The organism is Pseudofrankia sp. EUN1h, from assembly GCF_001854645.1.
Lineage (GTDB): Bacteria > Actinomycetota > Actinomycetes > Frankiales > Frankiaceae > Pseudofrankia > Pseudofrankia saprophytica.
The window spans coordinates 176359-195468 of the sequence record NZ_MBLN01000065.1; the positions used below are offsets into that span (position 1 = coordinate 176359).

The 19110-nt window shown below is 70.3% G+C and carries 17 protein-coding genes; 8 read left to right on the plus strand and 9 right to left on the minus strand.

What is annotated here, in order from left to right:
- Positions 1–18: 18 nt before the first annotated feature.
- The 3 genes from BCD49_RS25315 to BCD49_RS25325 form a co-directional block, all read right to left on the minus strand.
- Positions 19–1236 carry a cytochrome P450 gene (locus BCD49_RS25315; protein ID WP_007511382.1) on the minus strand — a complete coding sequence of 406 codons (1218 nt, stop codon included), beginning with the start codon at positions 1234–1236 and terminating at the stop codon, positions 19–21.
- A 279-nt stretch (positions 1237–1515) separates the two neighbouring features.
- Positions 1516–2367 (minus strand): mycofactocin-coupled SDR family oxidoreductase, encoded by an 852-nt coding sequence (locus tag BCD49_RS25320; protein ID WP_071041986.1) that lies wholly within the window; start codon positions 2365–2367, stop codon positions 1516–1518.
- Positions 2368–2628: 261 nt separating this feature from the next.
- Entirely contained in the window at positions 2629–2967 is a 339-nt protein-coding gene (locus BCD49_RS25325; RefSeq protein WP_007511378.1) for a DMT family transporter, read from the minus strand.
- Between the two features lie 89 nt (positions 2968–3056).
- Here BCD49_RS25325 and BCD49_RS25330 point away from each other — a divergent pair, with 89 nt between their 5' ends.
- Both BCD49_RS25330 and BCD49_RS25335 read left to right on the plus strand, forming a co-directional pair.
- The gene (locus tag BCD49_RS25330) at positions 3057–3641 is read left to right on the plus strand and encodes a TetR/AcrR family transcriptional regulator (protein ID WP_007511376.1); all 585 of its coding nucleotides are present in this window, start codon (positions 3057–3059) and stop codon (positions 3639–3641) included.
- Between the two features lie 82 nt (positions 3642–3723).
- The gene (locus BCD49_RS25335; protein ID WP_007511374.1) at positions 3724–4932 is read left to right on the plus strand and encodes an amidohydrolase family protein; all 1209 of its coding nucleotides are present in this window, start codon (positions 3724–3726) and stop codon (positions 4930–4932) included.
- 134 nt (positions 4933–5066) lie between these two features.
- On the opposite strand, the gene BCD49_RS25340 is transcribed toward BCD49_RS25335, so the two are convergent.
- The 3 genes from BCD49_RS25340 to fusA form a co-directional block, all read right to left on the minus strand.
- Entirely contained in the window at positions 5067–5909 is an 843-nt protein-coding gene (locus BCD49_RS25340) for a ferritin-like domain-containing protein (RefSeq protein WP_007511373.1), read from the minus strand.
- On the minus strand, positions 5906–6691 hold the full coding sequence (locus tag BCD49_RS25345; RefSeq protein WP_007511371.1) for a ferritin-like domain-containing protein: 786 nt from the start codon (positions 6689–6691) through the stop codon (positions 5906–5908). The genes BCD49_RS25340 and BCD49_RS25345 overlap by 4 nt, the downstream gene beginning before the upstream one ends.
- A gap of 331 nt (positions 6692–7022) precedes the next feature.
- Complete coding sequence (gene fusA, locus BCD49_RS25350) at positions 7023–9134, minus strand: elongation factor G (RefSeq protein WP_007511369.1); 2112 nt, start codon at positions 9132–9134, stop codon at positions 7023–7025.
- A 348-nt stretch (positions 9135–9482) separates the two neighbouring features.
- Between fusA and BCD49_RS25355 the strand changes: the two genes are divergently transcribed.
- A complete protein-coding gene (locus BCD49_RS25355; RefSeq protein WP_007511365.1) occupies positions 9483–10112 on the plus strand; it encodes a hypothetical protein in 630 nt (209 codons plus the stop codon).
- Here BCD49_RS25355 and BCD49_RS43700 read toward each other — a convergent pair.
- Positions 10093–10269 (minus strand): hypothetical protein, encoded by a 177-nt coding sequence (locus BCD49_RS43700; RefSeq protein ID WP_007511362.1) that lies wholly within the window; start codon positions 10267–10269, stop codon positions 10093–10095. The genes BCD49_RS25355 and BCD49_RS43700 overlap by 20 nt on opposite strands.
- A gap of 739 nt (positions 10270–11008) precedes the next feature.
- Between BCD49_RS43700 and BCD49_RS25360 the strand changes: the two genes are divergently transcribed.
- A complete protein-coding gene (locus BCD49_RS25360) occupies positions 11009–11548 on the plus strand; it encodes a hypothetical protein (protein ID WP_007511360.1) in 540 nt (179 codons plus the stop codon).
- A gap of 128 nt (positions 11549–11676) precedes the next feature.
- On the opposite strand, the gene BCD49_RS25365 is transcribed toward BCD49_RS25360, so the two are convergent.
- A complete protein-coding gene (locus tag BCD49_RS25365) occupies positions 11677–13803 on the minus strand; it encodes a PKD domain-containing protein (RefSeq protein WP_241832395.1) in 2127 nt (708 codons plus the stop codon).
- Positions 13804–14230: 427 nt separating this feature from the next.
- Between BCD49_RS25365 and BCD49_RS25370 the strand changes: the two genes are divergently transcribed.
- From BCD49_RS25370 to BCD49_RS25385, 4 genes are all read left to right on the plus strand, one after another.
- Entirely contained in the window at positions 14231–14893 is a 663-nt protein-coding gene (locus tag BCD49_RS25370; protein ID WP_007511356.1) for a TetR/AcrR family transcriptional regulator, read from the plus strand.
- A 228-nt stretch (positions 14894–15121) separates the two neighbouring features.
- Entirely contained in the window at positions 15122–15430 is a 309-nt protein-coding gene (locus BCD49_RS25375; RefSeq protein ID WP_007511354.1) for a DUF6458 family protein, read from the plus strand.
- A gap of 577 nt (positions 15431–16007) precedes the next feature.
- Positions 16008–17354, plus strand: coding sequence for an EAL domain-containing protein (locus tag BCD49_RS44280; RefSeq protein WP_007511352.1), 1347 nt, complete (start codon positions 16008–16010; stop codon positions 17352–17354).
- Between the two features lie 150 nt (positions 17355–17504).
- The gene (locus BCD49_RS25385) at positions 17505–17735 is read left to right on the plus strand and encodes a hypothetical protein (RefSeq protein ID WP_007511351.1); all 231 of its coding nucleotides are present in this window, start codon (positions 17505–17507) and stop codon (positions 17733–17735) included.
- A 173-nt stretch (positions 17736–17908) separates the two neighbouring features.
- On the opposite strand, the gene BCD49_RS25390 is transcribed toward BCD49_RS25385, so the two are convergent.
- Entirely contained in the window at positions 17909–19099 is a 1191-nt protein-coding gene (locus BCD49_RS25390; RefSeq protein WP_007511349.1) for a HoxN/HupN/NixA family nickel/cobalt transporter, read from the minus strand.
- Between the last annotated feature and the right edge of the window lie 11 nt (positions 19100–19110).

A 19110-nucleotide genomic window follows, 5' to 3' on the forward strand; every position in this document is an offset into this window, starting at 1 on the left:
AAGGCGGCGGGATCCCCGTCAGGCCATCTCGTAGCGGATGGGGACACGTTTCGGGCCGCCGACGAAGAGGGTTTCGACGTATTCGACGGGGCCGGCCAGCTCGATGGACCGGATCCGGGGCACCAGCTCGGCGTAGAGGGCACGGCCCTCCAGGCGGGCCAGGTGGGTGCCCAGGCAGTAGTGGGCGCCGAAGCCGAAGCCGACGTGCCTGTTCGGCGTGCGGCCGACATCGAAGACGTCCGGGCGCTCGAAGATGGTCTCGTCCCGGTTCGCCGACGGGTAGGAGAGCAGCACCGCGTCGCCGGCGGGGATGGGTACCCCGCGCACGGCGGTGTCCTTCACGGCCGTACGCATGAAGTGCTTGACCGGCGATACCCAGCGGATCATCTCGTCGACCGCGGTCGGCACGAGCGAGGGGTCGGCGGACAGCCGCCGCCACTGCTCCGGGTTCTCCAGCAGGGCGTGCATCCCGCCGGAGATGGCGGCGCTCGTCGTGTCGTGGCCGGCGGTCGCGATCAGCACGTAGTAGCCGACCGCCTCCAGCTCCCCGATCAGATCCCCCTCGATCGTGGCGTTGGCGATCACGGAGGCGAGGTCGTCGGTCGGGTTCTCCCGGCGGTTCGCGATCAGCCCCTGGAAGTACTGGAAGAAGTCCAGCAGCGCCAGCCCGGCCGCCTCGTCGCTCCCGTCTCTGGCCATCTCCGCGTCGTCGGCGCCGAACAGCTCCTGGGTGAGCTTCAGCATCCGCGGGAAGTCCTCCTCGGGCATCCCGAGCAGCGACAGGATCACGTAGAGCGGGTAGTGCGCGGCGACGTCCCGGAAGAAGTCACACTCACCGCCGAGCTCGGCCAGGTGGTCGACGTAGCGTCTGGCGAGCTGGGCTATCCGGTCGGACAGCTTGCGGATGCCGGCCGGCTTGAACCAGTCCGCGCTGATGTGCCGGTAGACCAGATGGTCTGGCGCGTCCATCTGCACGAGCGTGCGCACCGGCGGCGCCGGGGCGTCGGGGTGCTGGTTCACGGTCGTGCGCGGCGCGTTGTGCCACAGCTCCGACTCGCGCGCGATCTCCATGACGTCGTCGTACCGGGTGATGGCCCAGAACGGCGCGTACTTCGCCGACTCCACCCGATGGACGGGCGACTCGCGGCGCAGCAGCGCGGTGGCGGCGTGGAACCGCTTCTCGTCCGCGTACGCGCGCGGGTCGGTGAAGACGCCGGACGCTTCTTCCAGATCCATACCCGGTCCTTTGCCGCCAGCGGATGCGACTGGACGGCRCCCCTACCGGTGCCCGGCCAGGCGGCCGTCCCGACCGCGGTCGGGATCTGGCCCGGCGGGGTACCCGCCGACAGGCCGGCGGCGGACCCGCCTCCAGGACTCGCAATATATCTAGATGTAAGGGCCAGCCGCAACGGTCGGGGCGGCGGGGCGGACACCGCCGCCGCCCCCGCGTCGCGACACGACGCGGGGGCGACCGCTACCACGAGACGCCCGACGCGTTCCCGCGCCGGAGCGGGCTCAGAGGGCTGGTTCGCCCTTGAGCATGCCGCCGGCGTCGATACGCAGGTTGAGGCCGGTGATGTACTTCGCGTCGTCGGAGGYGAGGAACAGCACCAGCGAGCTGACGTCGTTCGGCTCGATGTACGGGATCGGCATCGACTGCAGCACCGGGAACGCCAGCTCCGCGTCCTCGCGGGTCGGGTTCTCCAGGTCGGGACGGAACGTCCGGTAGATCCGGTCGTTCTGCAGCAGGTTGGTGTTGACGTTCGTCGGGTGGATCGCGTTGAGCCGCACGCTGTGCGGAGCCAGCTGCAACGCCAGCACCTCGGTGTACCGGGCCACCGTCTGCTTGGCCCACGAGTAGCCGACCCCGCCGGTGTTCCCCATCACCTCGGTGGTGCCCTTCATCATCCCGGCCGTCGAACCGGTCAGGACGATCGACGCGCCGGCCTTCAGGTGCGGCAGGCTGACCGCGACCGTGTTCATGACGCCGATCAGGTCGACGTCGGTGCCGTCGACGAACCCACCGGCCAGCGACAGGTCGTCCCACGGGCAGACACCCGCGTTCCCAAGGACGATGTCGAGCCGGCCGAACCGGGCCAGCCCCTCGTCCAGCGCCGCGCGCAGCTGGGACCGCTCCCGCACGTCGGCCTTGACCGCCACGATGCCCCGACCGAGCGCCTCGACCTCCTTCACGGTCTGCGCGAGGTCCTCCGGCGTCCCCAGCGGGTATGGCACGCTCGCGATCTGCTCGCACAGGTCGACCGCGATGATGTCCGCGCCCTCCCCGGCAAGCCGCACCGCGTGGCTACGGCCCTGGCCGCGCGCGGCCCCGGTGATGAACGCGACCCGGCCATCGAGCTTGCCCATGCTGAGTCCTCCAGGTTGTTCGAGCGGTCGGTGCGGCCAGGCAACCGGCGGCCGGCCGGGGTCGGTGAACGGCACCAGACCCCGGGAGCGCTTGGAACCGGTGTAGCCGTCGGCGACGATTCCCCATCGGTCTCGCGATCGGTCTCGCGGCACACCCTCTAGATATTGGATATTTCCGCTCGACGACGGGAGCGTCAAGCGACCGCCTCGGAGTCACCGATGGGATCCGGGCGACTCCGAGGCGGTCGTGGGGCCGCCCGCTCAGGCGACGGACCCCGAGGAGCCGACCAGGTTCAGGCCGATCACACCGGCGATGATCAGCCCGAGCGAGACGCCCTTGGCCCAGCTCATCGCCTCGCCGAGGAAGAACACGCCGACCACCGCCACCGCCGCGGTGCCGAGGCCCGCCCAGATCGCGTAGGTCACCGACACCGACAGGGTCCGGACCACGAGGGCGAGCAGCCAGATGGACAGGCCATAGCCAAACAGCACGATCGCGGACCACAGCGGGTCCTTGAAGCCGTCGGCGCGCGGGAGCAGCGCGGAGGCCGCGACCTCGCTGCCGATCGCGGTGGCGAGCATGGCAAGGGCTGCGTACATGACGTCCCTCCGAACGTAGCGAACGCTACAAGCGTAGCACTCGCTACGTCTGGATGTAGCAATCGCTACGCCCCTACTATGTGGGCCTCATGGGACGCCGAGAGGACCTGCTCGACCAGGTCACCGATCACGTGCTGGAGCACGGTCTCATCGGTCTGACGCTCCGCCCGGTCGCCGCGGCGATCGGCACCAGCGACCGGATGATCATCTACCACTTCGGCAGTCGCGATGAGCTGGTCGCGGCCGTCGTCACGCGCGCGGAGGACCGGGCGGTCGCCGCCGTCGACGCACTCGCCGGCGTCGCCGGAGTACGCCAGGGCGTCAACGCCCTGTGGGCGGCCCTCCAGACCGACCCGCTCCACCGCTGCACGGACGTCTACGTGCAGGCCGCGGCAACCGGGCTGATCGGCCAGGAGCGCTTCGCCACCATCGTCAGGGAGGCGAACGAGCGATGGGTGCGGGCGCTACAGGCCTACCTCGTCCGCTGCGGCGCTCCCCCGGAAAGGGTCGGCCGCATCGTCCGGCTCGTCGACTCCAGCCTGTACGGGTTCCACCTCGACCTGAGTACCGACCGGCCCGACGAGCTGGCCCTGGGCGTCGACGACCTCGCGACCGCCGCCCAGGCCATCGCCGACGGCTCGGACCTGGCGACCCGGGCCGACGAGTGCGGCTAGGATCCTAGAGAGTAAGCGCTCGCAAACAACTGCTTCGCAAACAACTGCGCCGTAGCCGACCGGCGAGAACCAGGAGCACACGATGCCGAGGCCGAACTGGCAGCTGCTTCCGGACCCCGAGCCGCAGGAACGCAGCTACTCGATCGTCTCGGTGGACGATCACCTGACCGAGCCCGCCGACATCTTCGTCAAGCGCTTCCCGGCGAACCTCCGCGACCAGGCACCTCAGGTGATCACGACGCCGGACGGGTCGGAGGCCTGGCTCTACCGGGACCGCCTCTACCGCGACAACGGGATGAGCGTCGTCGCCGGGCGCCCGAAGTCCGAATGGACCCTCGACCCACTGAACTTCAGCGAGATGCGCCAGGCCGCGTGGGACGTGCACGCCCGGGTGAAGGACATGGACCTCGACGGCATCTGGGCGTCGCTGTGCTTCCCGTCCGGCGCGTGGGGCTTCACCGGCCGCGTGCTGTCGATGAACAACGACGAGGAGGTCGGCCTCGCCGCGGTCCGCGCGTGGAACAGCTGGATGATCGAGGAATGGCACGGCGCCTACCCGGAGCGCTTCATCCCGATGCAGCTGCCCTGGTTCAAGGACCCGAAGGTCGCCGCCGACGAGGTCCGCCGCAACGCCGAGCTCGGCTTCACGTCGGTGTCGTTCCTCGAGTCGCCGCACCTGCTCAAGCTCCCGCCGATCACCAACCACAAGCACTGGGAGCCGTTCTTCAAGGCGTGCGAGGAGACCGACACGGTCATCTCGCTGCACTGCGGCGCCAGCGGCTTCGTCCTGCAGGGCTCACCCGGCGGCGGCCTGAACGTGCAGACGTCGCTGTTCCCGGCCGGCGCCTTCTGCGCGGCCGTCGACTGGGTGTGGGCGGGCATCCCGGCGCTCTACCCGAATCTGAAGATCGCGCTGAGCGAGGGCGGCATCGGCTGGGTGCCGATGGCGATCAACCGCCTCGACTACGTGCTCGCACACTCCGGCAGCGGCGGCACGCCGTGGACCTACGACGTGACGCCCAGCGAGGCGCTGCGCCGCAACTTCTACTTCTGCATGCTCGACGACCCAGGCACGCTCGACCAGCGCCACATGATCGGCGTCGACCACATCCTGTTCGAGACCGACTTCCCGCACGCCGACTCGACCTGGCCGGGCTCGCAGGACCTGCTGCGCAAGCGCTTCGCCGACATCCCCCAGCATGAGGCCGTGATGATCGCCGGTGGCAACGCCGCGAGGCTGTTCCGCCAGCCGCTCCCCCAGAGCAGTGACTGGCCGACGATCGCCGCGTAGGCCTGCTACGCCGGGCAGGCCTGCTGCCGAGGCTCATCGGGCAGGCTCGCCGAGCAGCGCACTGGCTGCGGTCGCCGGGCCGGGTGGCCCTCCTCGCGGGGGTGGCCGACACCGCGAGGAGGGTGCCCGGCGGGTCAGGCGGTCAGTGCGGCTGGGCCGACGGCGGAGCTGGTGTCCAGGAACGCGTCGGGCACCGGGTAGTCCCCGGCGATGAAGGTCAGCACGGCCGCGTGCATGGCCTCGACCGGCGCGATCGTCGCCGCGGTCGCGATGCCGCCGCTGTCGGTCACGTTCGTCATCGCGTACAGGTAGGTGTGCGCGGCCGCGTTCTCCAGGCCGAGCGCGAAGGTGGCGAGCTCGGGGACCGACTTCGTCGCCTTCAGCTTCGCGACCTCCGACGCGGCGATCGTCAGCGGCGTTCCGGTGATCATCGGCAGTTTGGCTCCGGACAGCACCCCGTTCCACGCCTTCGCGTGATCGACATGCTGCGCGCGGGCGACCGTCGCGAACTCGCCGACGGCGGCCGGCACCGTGCCGTAGTCGCCGGCGGTCGCCTTCGCCAGCGCCATCGTGTAGGCGGCGACGGCGAGGTTCTCCAACGCGGCCGCCAGCGCGACCACCCTCAGGTCGCCGGTGTACGGGCTGGCCGCCCGGGTGGGGGTCGCCCCCATGGCCGGCCGGTTCCCGCCCCCGTCCGAGCCGCCGCACGCCGCGAGCAGACCCGCTCCGGCCGCGGCCAGGCCACCGAGCAGCACGCCACGCCGGCTGGTCGCTCTGCCGGCCACCCTCCCGATCATGGCCCGCGTGGTGCTGGTCGAGTCGCGCAGCTGCTCCAACGCGGTCGGGAAGGTGTCCCGATGCAGCCCGTCGAGATCCTTCGTCAGCGCGCGCAGTTCCGCGTCTCCGATGCCCATCTCGCCGCGCCGACGCCCGTCCGGCCCGATCTGGTCGTGTCGGGTCTGGTCGTTCCGGGTCATGCAACCGCTCCTTCAGTCGCCGGGGAGGCCATCGAGGTCGGGTAGAAGGCGTCGGGGAAGCCGACGCCACCGGCGGCCTTCGGGAGCTTCGCCGCGTCGGGCGGCAACGCGATCAGGTCGGCCGCGCCGCCACCGAGCAGCGCCGAGACCGCGAGCAGGATGGCCCGGTGCTGCGCCTCGACGGCGGCGACGCTGCCGAACAGCTGGCGCAGCATCGAGCTGCCCACCTGGCTGACGTTCTTGGTGTAGGTCTGCGCGGCGACGTCCTCCAGGGTGATCGCGAGCGACACGACGTCGCCGGGACCCTTGATCGTCGGTATCGCCTCCTCGACGACCTTCGCGTACTTCGGGTCCGGAGCGCTCTGGGCCTGACCACCGAGCCTGACCACCGCGGCGTTGAACGCCCCGGCGTGATCCACGTGCTGCTTCATCGTCGTCATCGCGAACGCCTTCACGACGGCGTTCGCCTCGGCACCGCCGATGAACGGCAGCGTCAGCGCCGTCGTGTAGGTGCTGACCGCCAGGTTCTCGATCGACGCGGCGGTCTGCAGGATCGCCACGTCCATCGTCGCCGCCGAGCCACGGGTCGCCGTCGCGAGCACCCCCGCGCCGGCCAGGCCGACGGCCAGGGCCGCGCCGCGCCGTACCGATCTGGTGGCGGGCTCGGTCGACTCGACCAGGTCGGCGACGGCCACGCGGCTGCCCCGCATGGCATCACTGTGCAGGTCCTCGGACGCCTCGCTCAGTTCCCGCAGGCGTCGGTCGTCAACGGTGTCAGACACCGCATCCCTCCTGATTGCCGATGAGGCTCGACGGTCACCATGGGTGCTCACCTATGAGCACATAGGTCACCGATGCCGCCAGTGGTGGCCGTGCCAACGGTGTGCGTACCGCCACGATCACATACTGTTGATCACACGACGGGTTGACGATGACGCGGCCAGCACCGGCTGCTTACAAGAGGTATTCGGAGCCATCGGCTGGGCGGATGGGTGCGAGTTCGCAGGAATACGCGGCCGACGCCGCGGGCGGCGTGGCCCGTACGGGGTCGTGCCGCCGGGCCCGGAGAACGGGCCCGGCGGCACGACGTGTTCTGCCTGGTCAGGGCGGTGTCTAGCCGGCGAACCTGGCCACGACCTGGCGGGTCACCTGCGCGGGCGCCTCGGCGTGACGGTCGAAGCGCATCGAGTAGGTGGCCCTGCCCTGGGTGCGGGAACGCAGGTCACCGACATAGCCGAACATCTCCGCCAGTGGAACGACGGCGGTGACCACCCGGGCGCCGCGACGGTCGTCCAGCGTGCGGACGGTGCCGCGGCGGGCGGTGAGGTCGCCGATGACGTCACCGAGGTACTCCGGTGGCGTCACGACCTCGACGGCCATCACGGGCTCGAGCAGGACCGGACCGGCCTGGCGGGCCGCCGCCCTGAACGCCATGGCTGCGGCGGTACGGAACGCCACGTCGGAGGAGTCCTTCTCGTGGTGCTGCCCGTCGACGAGCTCCACCCGGACCCCGACGACCGGCTGGCCGGCCAGCACCCCGGCCTGCATGGCGTCGCCGATGCCGGCCTCGACGGCCGGGACGTACTCCTTCGGCACCGCGCCCCCGGTGACGACGTTGTGGAACTCGTACGTCGGATCGTCCGGGCTGGTGCGTGGCAACGGCGCCACGTTGACGACGACCTTCGCATACTGCCCGCGCCCTCCGTCCTGTTTCCTGTGCAGGTACGTCACCTGTTCGACCGCCCGGCCGATGGTCTCCCGGTACGACACCCGCGGGGCGCCGATGGTGACGGCGACGCCGAAGTCGGCGCGCATCCGTTCGACCAATATCTGCAGGTGCAGCTCGCCCATGCCGGCGAGAATGGTCTGCCCGGTCTCCGGGTCCTGGTGGGCCCGGAACGTCGGGTCCTCCGCGGCGAGACTCGCGATCGCCGCCGGGAGCCCGTCGGAATCGGCCCTGGTCCTTGGTTCGACCGCGACCGAGATCACCGGTTCCGGGAACGTCATCGACTCCAGCAGCACGGGGCGCGCCGGATCGCACAGCGTGTCGCCGGTGGTGGTGTGTTTCAGGCCCTGCACGGCGACGATCTCGCCGGCCGTGGCCGCCGGCCTTTCGGTGCGGCGGTCGGCGTGCAGCTGGTAGACCTTGCCGATCCTCTCCTTCCGGTCCCGGGTCGTGTTCATCACCTGAGCGCCGCCGGCCACCTGCCCGGAATAGACCCGGAGATAGGTGAGCCTGCCCAGGTGCTGGTCTATCTGCACCTTGAACGCGAGCGCGGCGAACGGCTGGTCGGGCGCGCATGGACGTTGCACCGTGGACCTTCCGTCCGGAGTGACGCCAGATACCGGCGGTACGTCCAGCGGGCTCGGCAGGTAGTCGACGACCGCGTCCAGCAACGGCTGGACTCCCTTGTTCCTGAACGCGGACCCGCACAGCACCGGGTTGGCGGCACCCGCGATCGTGGCGCGGCGGATGCCGGCCCTGATCTCGGCGGCGGTCAGGCCGACGTCGGTCAGGTCGACGTCGCCGCCGAGGTACCGCTCCAGCACCGTGTCATCCACCGCGGAGAGGGTCTCCAGCAGCCGTTCCCGGTGGTCATGGGCCTCCTTCCGCAGCCGGGCCGGGATCTCGCCGACGACGAGGTCGTCGCCCACCCAGGTCAGGGCGGTCATCTCCACCAGGTCGACGACGCCGGCGAAGTCCGGCCCGGAGCCGATCGGCAGCTGCGTCACCAGCGGAGTGACGCCGAGCCGGTCGACCATCATGTCGACGCAGCGGAACAGGTCGGCGCCGACCCGGTCCATCTTGTTGACGAAACAGAGCCGCGGCACGTCGTACCTGTCCGCCTGCCGCCACACGTTCTCGGTCTGCGGTTCGACGCCGGCGACCCCGTCGAAGGCGGTGACGCAGCCGTCGAGAACCCGAAGCGACCGTTCTACTTCAACGGTGAAGTCGACGTGGCCAGGGGTGTCGATGATCTGGATGGTGTGGCCGCGCCATGCGCAGCGGGTCGCCGCCGCCGTGATCGTGATACCGCGGTCCCGTTCCTGCGCGGTGGTGTCCATGACCGTCGTGCCGTCATGGACCTCTCCCATCTTGTAGGTGGTGCCGGTGTAGAACAGGATCCGCTCGGTCATGGTGGTCTTGCCGGCGTCGATGTGGGCCATGATGCCGATGGTGCGGAGCTCTGCCGGGCCGGTGTGGTTGGTACGCGCCGGTGTCATCGCCGGTTCTCCCAGGTCGTGTTCGCGATGAATGGACACGAGGGAGCCCGCGGTCAGGCGGACGGAACGCGGACGTCGCCGGCCGGAAGGCCGGACGAGGGGACGCGTCGATACGGCGGTTGTGGCGGAACGCCGCCGGGCCTAACCGCGGGCGGCGGTGGATGCCAGCGTGAACCGGTGCAGCACGCGCCCGACCGACAGCGCGGCGGCCCGACGGGCGGCGGCGCGCTGCTGGGAACGCGGGACTGTCATCTCCGGTCTCCCATCATCACGGTCTGGTGCGGGTGATGTTAGGGGCGCTCACCGACCACGTCGACCGGATTTCCCGCCGGGTGCCATAGTCGCGAGATGACACCGGGGGAAACGCGGACCCTGGAGGCGGTGCGGGCCGAGCTGGCCCGTCTCGCGCGCTACGACGACGAGTCACTCGTCCACGACGTCTGGATCAGGCAGCGCTACGAGGGCGGGTTCGCCGGGACCTACGCGCCCGCCCGCGCGGAGGCCGTGGTCACCGCCTGGCACGAGGCGGGGCACGCGGTGGCGGCGCTCGCCGTCCGGGCCCGGTTCAGTTCGGCGTCGATCCGGGCCGGCGGCCGCAGCTCCGGCCGGGTTCACTCGATCGCGGGTGGTGGCGCGGACGGGTTCGTGATCGCGGCCGGTGGGCGGGTCGCGGAGGGTCTGCGGAGCTGGACGCTGCCGTCCTCCGACGCCGAGGTGCGGGCGTGGCTTGCGTCATGGCGCAATGACGGCGGGGACGCGCGGCGTTTCCGGGCCGGGCTGGCCGGAACCCGGTTCGCCGCCGACGAGATCGCTGCCTGGCGGCACTGCGTGGACAGGTTGACACCATTGCGCCTGGGAATCCGGTCACTGGCGCGCGGCCTGTTGGTATGGCCACGGCACCTGCCGTATGCGGTGGCGGCGGCACTCGCCGGCCCATCGGCGGGACACCGGGTGGAAGTCAGGCCACCGAGTGGGTGAGCACGCAGCTGTACGCGCCCGCGACCGCGGACGCCGGGATGGTCACCGTCAGTGTCGGTGAGCCGAGCGCGGCGGTCGGTCGGGGGGTGATGCTGACGGCGGCCCGGGCCGGCCATGCCGGCAGGCTCAGCGTGAGCGTGAGGACGACCAGCGCCACAGACGCGCCGACCGCCCTCGCCGCGCGAGGGCGCGCGGCGGCGCGGGGGCGGGCGGTCGCGGTCGGCGGCTCGTCCAGCGCCGACGGCTCGACCGCCTCGGACGGCTCGACCGGCGCCGCGGGAGGGCGGTTCGGGCCTGGCGGGCCGGCCGTAGCCGCGCTCGCGCCGGGCGCTGGTCACGGCTGCCGCCGTGCTGGTGCTGGCTGGCAGGTTCGCCGCCAGGCGGCGCGGATCGCGGCCGGTTCGGCCACATACGGGCGGCACGGGCCCGCACTGAACGGGGCTGAACTGGCCAGGAGAATCTGCTACTCAGCTGTGCGAGTTAATGACGCGGAAACCACACGCGAAGTTGCCCCTGCAACATTCCCAGAGCCCCGGCCCGTCATCCCGCCTAGCGGCACGGTACCCAGGCAAACCACCTCGCGCGCCGGGGGAATCCGGCCGTGACATCCGCATCGACAGTATCGTCCAGGAATGCGATAATCCCCAACGGATCACGGTAACGTGAGCACCGCGGGGCCCGTCGGGTGCGCGCCGGCCGGGTCGGATTCCCGACACGGCGAGGCCCGGCACGGATTCCTTGTCCACCCATTCCTCGGGTCTAATCTGCCGTCCGACGTCCCGCCGATCCGGCGGAACACCGGCCACCGGCGGTGTCGGCCCGCCGGCTCTGAGTTCGACGCGGGCGCCGCGATCCGCCGCCCGCGCCTACCGGMCAGGGATGAGGAGGTTTCGAGGATGCTGGGAACAGCAAGGACGAGAAAAACACGCTGGGCACTGGTGCCGGTGCTGCTCGCCGCGTCGTTCGCGCTTATCGCGAGCGAGGGCGGCGTCGCTCAGGCCGGCGGCCTGCCAAGCGCGACCTGCCCGAGCGGTATTCGGGCGAACATAATCATTCCTGGTACAGACGCGCCGGTTCACTCGGCCGTCCACATAGACACCGGTTTCTACGCGCTGAGCGGATACTTCTGGCCGCCGGGGACGCTGATCGCCTGCAAGACCCAGCACAAGGCGGGCCATCCCCTCGTGCGCCCGGGCGGCACCGGCTGCCACCAGGGCGCGCTGCCGCTGCAGATCCCGAACGAGCTCCCGGTCGACTTCACGACGCCCCTGGCGGTCGACTGGGGGACGCTCCTGCCTGCCGGTTGGTACTTCGGTGGTGACCGCGGCGCCGACTGGTCGACCGTCTGCTGGTACCCGCGGCAGCCGGCGAGCGATGGCACCCCCGCCGGTGCGTCGGTGCCACCTGCCACCCCGGCGGCACCGACGCCCAGCTGAGGCCAACCGCCGGGTGCCCGGCGGCGCGGCCAGAAGCACAGACAGCCGCATGAGTCGCGGTTCGCGGCCCGAGTGCCGCGAACCGCGACATTTAGCGCGCAAAGCTCCTCGCGAGGTCAGGCCACTTTCTATTTGACGACGATCCGGACGCGGCCGAGATTCTGGACGAGGGTGTAGGCCGCCCCGGCGTCTCCTTGCCGCTGAGAGGTGACCCGGACGACGGCGAAATAGGTACCGGGCTTGGTGAAAACGTGGTTGGTGGTCAGCCGCACGGAGCTATCGATCTTGCCGAGTCTGGAGCTTTCCGAGTAGCTGCCGGTTCCGTCGAAGTCCCATTCGACTCGGGTGATCCTGCCGGCGTCCGGTGGCTCCCGCGCGTCCACGGAGAGGGTGACGGCCTGACCGGTCCTCGCGTCCGCGCGGACGGCCGGCTTGATCTTGTCCTTTCCGACCTTGGTGATGCTCAGGCTGACGACCGGCTGGACGCCGCCTCGCTGGTCGGCGGTGGTGGCGAGGTGGATCTGGGTGTTCTCGTCGATCGTGTAACCCGTGGTGGCGGGGGGTGGAGTTCCGCGGGTGACCCAGGCGTCGAGGTCGAGCAGCGCCTGCTGGAGCTCACCGTCGTAGCTGACGATGTGGGTCAGGGCGGCCTTCGTGGGCGGCGGGCCGTGTCCGGCGTTGTCCATGTACCACAGGCGGTAGCTGCCATCCAGGTTCGATCCGAGGATGGCCTTGGCCTGCTGGCGGTACCAGTCGGCAGACCAGGGGAACGCCAGGGCGTCGAGGGTCGACGCCAGCATGATCATCTTTCCGTGGAACCTGCCGGTGGGAACTCCGCCGCTGCCCTGCTGGGCGAAGACCGGCCCTGTGAGCGCCGCCCGCTGCGGGTAGAGCGGCTTGCCGCTGGCGTCGCGGAACTGGTCCCACGCGGTCAGGCCCTGGTCGGCAGGTGGGACCTGGTGGCGCTGGTAGTACTGCAGGGCGAGATACCAGGAGTTGTCGAGGCGTACCTGGTCGCCGGGCTTGATCGCGCTGGTCACCGAAGTGTCCGCGCCGCGTTCGAAGGTGAGGGTGTTCCCACTCGCGCTGTCGAGCGCGACGGACTTGCCCGCGGCGGCGCCGCTCGTGACGTCGATGTCGGCGCCGGTCAGGTCGCCGGTCGGCGGGCCGGAGAGCTCCAGGCCGGTCGGGGGTGAGCCGACGAGGCCCGTGACGGTGGCGGTGTACTGGATCCGGGCCTTCGCGACCGACGAGGCCGGGTCGGTGCCGGCATATCCCGGCTTCGTCCAGAAGTCGTCCACATAGGTCGGGTCGAGTACCCGGACGCCCACGCCGATGGCCGCGACCTGGTTGGGGCTCATGTTCGCGTAGTCCCACCAGCCGTTCAGCGGGAAGCCGAGCCGGGCCGTCTCGCGCAGGACCGCCCGCTGCTCCGCGTCGAGGCCGGCGTAGGGGTCACCGCTGCCGCCGGGCTCCATCGCGTCGTCGATCTGGGGGAGCTTGTCCTTCAGCACCCGCAGCCCCAACGACTCCACGGTCAGATTGCTCGGGAGCGCGTTCGAGGTGCCGGGGACCATCGGTACCGCGCCGTCGTAGACGCCGTCGGTGTTCTCCATCGCGGCGAGGGTCTGGTAGGCACCGCCACTCGCGCCGTACAGGTAGCCACGCGGCCGGGCGGAGTCGCCGTATACCTGTGCCGCGACCACACGGGAGAACTTCGCGGACGCAGCGTTGAGCTCGTAACCCGCGATCACGCCGCCCGCGGGCAGGCCGCCGGCATTGTTGTCCGACACCACATAGGAGTTGTTCGAGATCGCGAAGACGACCGTCGCCGGATCAGCGTCCTCGGTGGAGAGCGTGGGGTAGGTCGACTCGAAGAACCGACCGGCGTACTTGTCCGGGAAGTAGAAGGAGAACTTCCCGGCGGTCCCCGTGAAGCCGCCGTGCACGTAGCGGACGTTCACGGTGACCCTGGTGGCCGGATCGGTGATCGTCCGGCGCTCATCGAGGTCCACGTAGGGCTTGTTCAGCGCCGGGTCGACACAGGACTCGGTCACCAGGGGACCGCCGTTGTCCCCGGTCTCGCAGGGCGCTCCCGCCGTCGGTTCGGTGCCGATGGTCAACGGGCTCCCGACGTTGCTCTTCAACGCCTGCGCGGGAGTGGTCGGCGAGCTGGGGGCGGCGTCAGCATTCGACGAACAGGACGCGACCGCGGCGATGCCGACGATCGCCACCGCCGCTGGAACGGAAAACAATGATCGACTTCGACCACCACCGCCCCCGGCGGTCGATCGCGTTAACAAACGCCTCACATTTCCTCCCATGATCGTCTGGCCTGGAGACGCGTCGACGCCCGCGGCCCGTCGGCGGGGCTCCCGGCTTGTTCGTCGCGGCCCCCTGCGGATGGCACACCGCCATCCGGCCCGGACCCGAGACCACGCCCCCGGGCATCGGGGCGCCTCCGGCCGCCCGGCCTCCAGCCGCCCCGGTTCCGACCGGATCTCGCGCGCCTCGACCGGCCGCGTCGGCACGCTGGCGATCCTGACCTACGCCCAAACCTGAGTCAACTTTTAAATTCGACGTCACCTTGACGGGATCGGAGGGCGACCTCGCCCGGCATCGACCACAGAACGCAACGCTTATTACCACTGACTCAGAGTTGAGGTCGGTAAGGTCGGCTGCATGGCTTCCACGGCCCGCGGCCCGCGCGGTCACTACGCCCGGACGGCAACCCGTCGCCGGGAGATCGCCCAGGCGGTCCTCGACCTGGTCGTCGAGAAGGGGCACGCGAACGTGACCACGGCCGAGGTCGCGCTGCGGGCGGGCGCGAGCGAGGCGACGGTCCTCTACCACTACCCGAGCAAGGACCACCTCCTGCTCGCCGCCCTGGAACGAGATCAGGAGCTCGCCGTGCACCACGCCGAGAAGGACGGTGTACGCACGGCGGACGGCCTGGCCGGCCTCGACATCGACGCCCTCGCCGAGGCCGCGCGCGTCTCGACCCGGCGAGAGCCACTGCTCCGGCTACGGCTCGCCCTCACCGGCCTCGCCGCGACTCCCGGACATCCGGCGGAGGACTACTTCGCCCGGTACAACCGGGTCGCCGTCGAGGCCTACGGTCGCCTCGTCGCCGAACGCCAGAAGACCGGCCAGGCGCATCCGAGCCTTGATCCGGTAGAGGTCGCGCGGCAGTTCGTGGCCGCCTGGGACGGCCTCGCGGCCCAGTGGCTCCTCTCCCCCGACTTCGACCTCGGCGCGCTGGTCGTCCAGGCGTTTCGCAGGCTCTCGGGGCAGAACTGGATGGAGGCGGCGCGCGCCGTGATCGAGCCACCCAACGGGATCTGAACGGAAAACCAACCGTCGTGAGACCACGACGAGACGATGCGGTCCGACCCAGCCGCCCCTCGGCGCGGGCCACAAAACCGCAGGTCAGCACCCCCAAAAGGGTCGGCAGCGCCACACCCGGGATTTGGGAACACAATCCGCTCGGTATCCATCGAATACCAGCGATCTCTTCGGGTACGCCACGAAGTGATCGCCTCCAGCCGGGAGGCACCCCGAAGGGAGCCCACGATGGGTATCGGTGCCGGCATCTTCCTCATGGCGGTCGGTGCGATCCTCACGTTCGCCGTCGACGTCTCGATTTCCGGGCTCGACATCGCCGTCATCGGCGTGGTGCTGATGGTGGCCGGCGCGGCCGGGATCGTTCTCGACATCTTCCTGTTCGCCCCGCGCCGGCGGCAGCGCGTCGTGTACCCGCAGCAGCCTGACGTCTACCCGCCGCAGCAGCCTGAAGTCGAGGTCTACGACGACGCCCCGGCGACCCGCACCACGCAGTACGACCGCCGGGTGACGACCGACTACCGGCCGCCGGTTCGCTGAACCGAACACGCGACGACCGCCGACCTTGACGACCGCCGACCTGACGACCTGACGACCTGACGACCTCTGACCTTGACGAACGCCGACCTGACGAACTCCGGCACACCGACTGAGACAGGAACCGCGGGACGAGAAGTGTTATAGGCGCCGCGGCGGGCATGTCACGACCAGGCCGGCGACAGGACGACGAAGTCCGGACGGACGAAGGACACGACGAGGCCCGAGGAGGAAACGATGAAGTTGCTACGGAGGCTCCGCCATGAGGTTCGGCGTGACGTGAACGCGGCCGACCGGTCAGGGGCACGGGGTCTGCGGCGGCTGCGTCGCCGCTCGCGGACTCACTCGACGACGAGCGCCCGCCACTGACAGACCACGGCGCCGGCCGGTAACAGCCGCGGGCCTGCCCACCACGGTGGGTGGGCCCGCGGCTGTTTCGTCGTAGCGGTTTCCGCTCGTCATCGCGCCGTCCGCTCGTCTTCACGCCGCCCGCTCGCGGTCAGCCTCGTCGGCCACGGTAAGTAGTTCGGCATAACCGGGGCGCAGTCGGGGTATCCCTGTGCATTGTCGGGAGTCACCCATGGAGCGGGGCTCGGAGGGGGACGACGTGGCCGACGGGTGTACATGCCGCGATGCGGGAGCGGGCCGGGCAGCCGGCGCCGGCCCCGACCGTCCGGGACAGACCGTGCGCCGGATGCTGTCAGTGGCTCGGCAGCACCTGGACATGCAGCTTTCCTGCCTCTCGCGGTCCGCCGGTGACGCCCTCGTGGTCGAGGCCACCGAGGGCGACGCGGAGTCATTCGGAATCGCGCCCGGGTTCGTGTCCGCCGATCCGGAGTCGCTGTGCGGGAAGCTCCGGGACGGCCGGCTGCCACCCGTCCTGCCGGATGTGCGATCGAACCGGCGGACGGCGGGCGACCCGGCCGCCGGTGAGCTGGGGACCGGACCGCGGATAGGCGCGCTCGTCACGGCGCAGGTCCGCTGCGCTGACGGTCAGATCTATGGCCTGCTCACCTGTATGAGCCATGAGCCGGACCCGAGGCTGCAGGAGAAGGACGGGCATTTCCTCTCCCTGCTCGCCGATGCGCTGTCGTACTCCGTCGCCGAACCCTCTGTCTCCGAACCCGGTGTCGCCGAACCGGGTGTCGCCGAACCTTCTGTCTCCGAACGCGGTGTCGGCGAACCGGGTTCGGGCGAACCGGGCGCCGCCTGGCAGATGCGTGACCGGCGGTTCCGTCGGATCCGCGGGGTGATCGACGACGGCGGGCCGAAGATGGTGTTCCAGCCCGTGTTCAATCTGGCCACGATGCGGATGGCCAGCGCTGAGGCGCTGGCCCGGTTCCCACCCGGGTTCGGCTCACCGGAGCGATGGTTCGCGGACGCCGTCTCGGTCGGTCTTGGTACAGACCTCGAGCTCTCCGCGATCGACGCGGCCCTGCGCGTTCTCCCCCGCCTTCCTCACGGGCTGGCGATCGCGGTCAACGCCTCGCCCGCGACCGTCGCGTCCGGCCGGTTGGCGAAGCTGCTCGCGAGCGAACCCACGGACCGGATCATCGTGGAGGTCACCGAGCACGAGCGCATCGAGGACTATCCGGCGACCCGCGCCGCCCTGGATCACCTGCGCGCCCGCGGTGTGCGCACCGCCGTCGACGACGTCGGTGTCGGCTACGCGAGCCTGCACCACCTCGTCCAGTTGCTACCCGATGTGATCAAGATGGATCGGCAGCTGACCCAGCGGATCGACACCGACCGGAACCTGCACGCGCTCGCCTCGGCCCTCGCCCAGTTCGCCGGCGACATCGGCGCCTGTGTGCTCGCCGAGGGCGTCGAGACGGCGGGCGAGCTGAGGTCTCTCGTCTCCGCGGGCGTCCACCAGGCTCAGGGCTTCTACCTCGGGGTGCCGAGACCGCTTCCCTCGGCCGCATGACCGGGGTCAGGATCGGGATCGGGCTCAGGGTCGGGGGTCGGGGGTCGGGAAGCAGCAGGCTGATCGGGTTGACGGCGCCATCCTTGGGAAGGTCCGCAGGCAGGTGAGCACAGCCAGCCGGCACAGCCTTTCGGAAGTGGAGCCGATTCAATGCCGAACCCGGAACGCGATCCCGACTTCCGCAACTCCGACGCGTACGCCGAGGCCGAGGAGGGCCGACGCAGGGACGAGTCCGTGACCGGAGCCGACGTTGGCCCGATCGACGAGGACGCGATGCGCGCCGCTGACGGCCTGACCACGACCCCGGCCGAGGACGCCGCCTACCGCGAGCACATCGAGCGCGGCGCCCACCAGAAGGGCGAGGGCGCACCCGTCGTCTAGCCACGACCGCTGGCCGCCGACGGACTGGCCGGCCGCCGCGGCCGATGCGCCGCGGCGGCAAGCCAGTCCTTTTCACTGAAACGCGGCTGACTGGCTGGCCCGATGCCCCTGAGGCATCCAGGTTCCAGGACGTCCGGTGTTCGCCGGCGACCGGAGCTGGGTTGGTGTCGTGGTCAGACCGATTCGGTCGTGGGGGCGGGCTCGGCGGTCAGGCTGGCGGTCCAGCGTTCCTCGACGCGGCCGAAGTACCAGATGGCCAGGGCGACGGCCCAGGCGACGAAGAAGAGTCCGACGATGACATAGCCGGTGTAGTCGAGGTTGATGTTGGCGATCCAGGCGAGTGGTCCGGACTCGATCGTGAACCGGTCCGCGAGGACGCCGATGAGCTCGATGGTGCCGACGACGAGGGCGACGACCACGGAGATGCTGGTGATCGTCAGGTTGTAGAAGACCTTGCGGACGGGGCGGGCGAACGCCCAGCCGTAGGCGGCGTTCATGAAGACGCCGTCGATGGTGTCCATGAGGCACATGCCGGCGGCGAACAGGATCGGCAGGACCAGGATCGAGTAGAAGGGCAGGTTGAACGCGGCGGCGCCGCCGGCCATCACGAGGAGGCCGACCTCGGTGGCGGTGTCGAAGCCGAGCCCGAACAGGACGCCGACGGGGTAGATGTTCCACGGCTTGGTGACGGTCTTGGTCAGGCCGCCGAGGAAGCGGTTCATGAAGCCGCGGGAGTCGAGGCGGCGTTCGAGCTCCTGCTCGTCGTAGGTCCCGTTCCGCATCCCGCGGAAGATCTTGATGATGCCGATCAGGGCGGCGAGGTTGAGGATCCCGAGGATCCACAGGAAGACGCCGGACACGGACGGGCCGATGACGCCGGTGATGGTGTGCAGCTTGGAGGAGTCGTCCTCGACTGGGCCGACCAGGGACTTCACGCCGACGGAGAGCAGGAACGCGAGCGCGAAGACGATGGTCGAGTGGCCGAGGGAGAACCAGAACCCGACGGACAGCGGCCGGCGCTGGCGCCCGCTGCCTGCGGCCTCCTTCGCGACGTTGTCGGCGATGAGCTTGCGGGTGGCGTTGTCGACCGCGGCGATATGGTCGGCGTCGAAGGCGTGCCGCAGGCCGAAGGTGTACGCGAGGACGCCGACGCCGGCGGTGAAGATCGGGTGGTCGCCGCCGAGGTGGTAGTCGTGCGGGGTGACCAGGGTGAGCAGGACGACGAAGCCCAACGCGTGCAGCAGCACGATGAACGCGGTCATCCCGGCGAGGGACCGCCTGTCCGCGCCGCTGAGGCTCTGCCGGAACTGGGTCAGCCGCGACGACAGGGTGAGCCCGCCGGCGCTGGGAGCTGCTTGAGCCATGCTGCCACCAT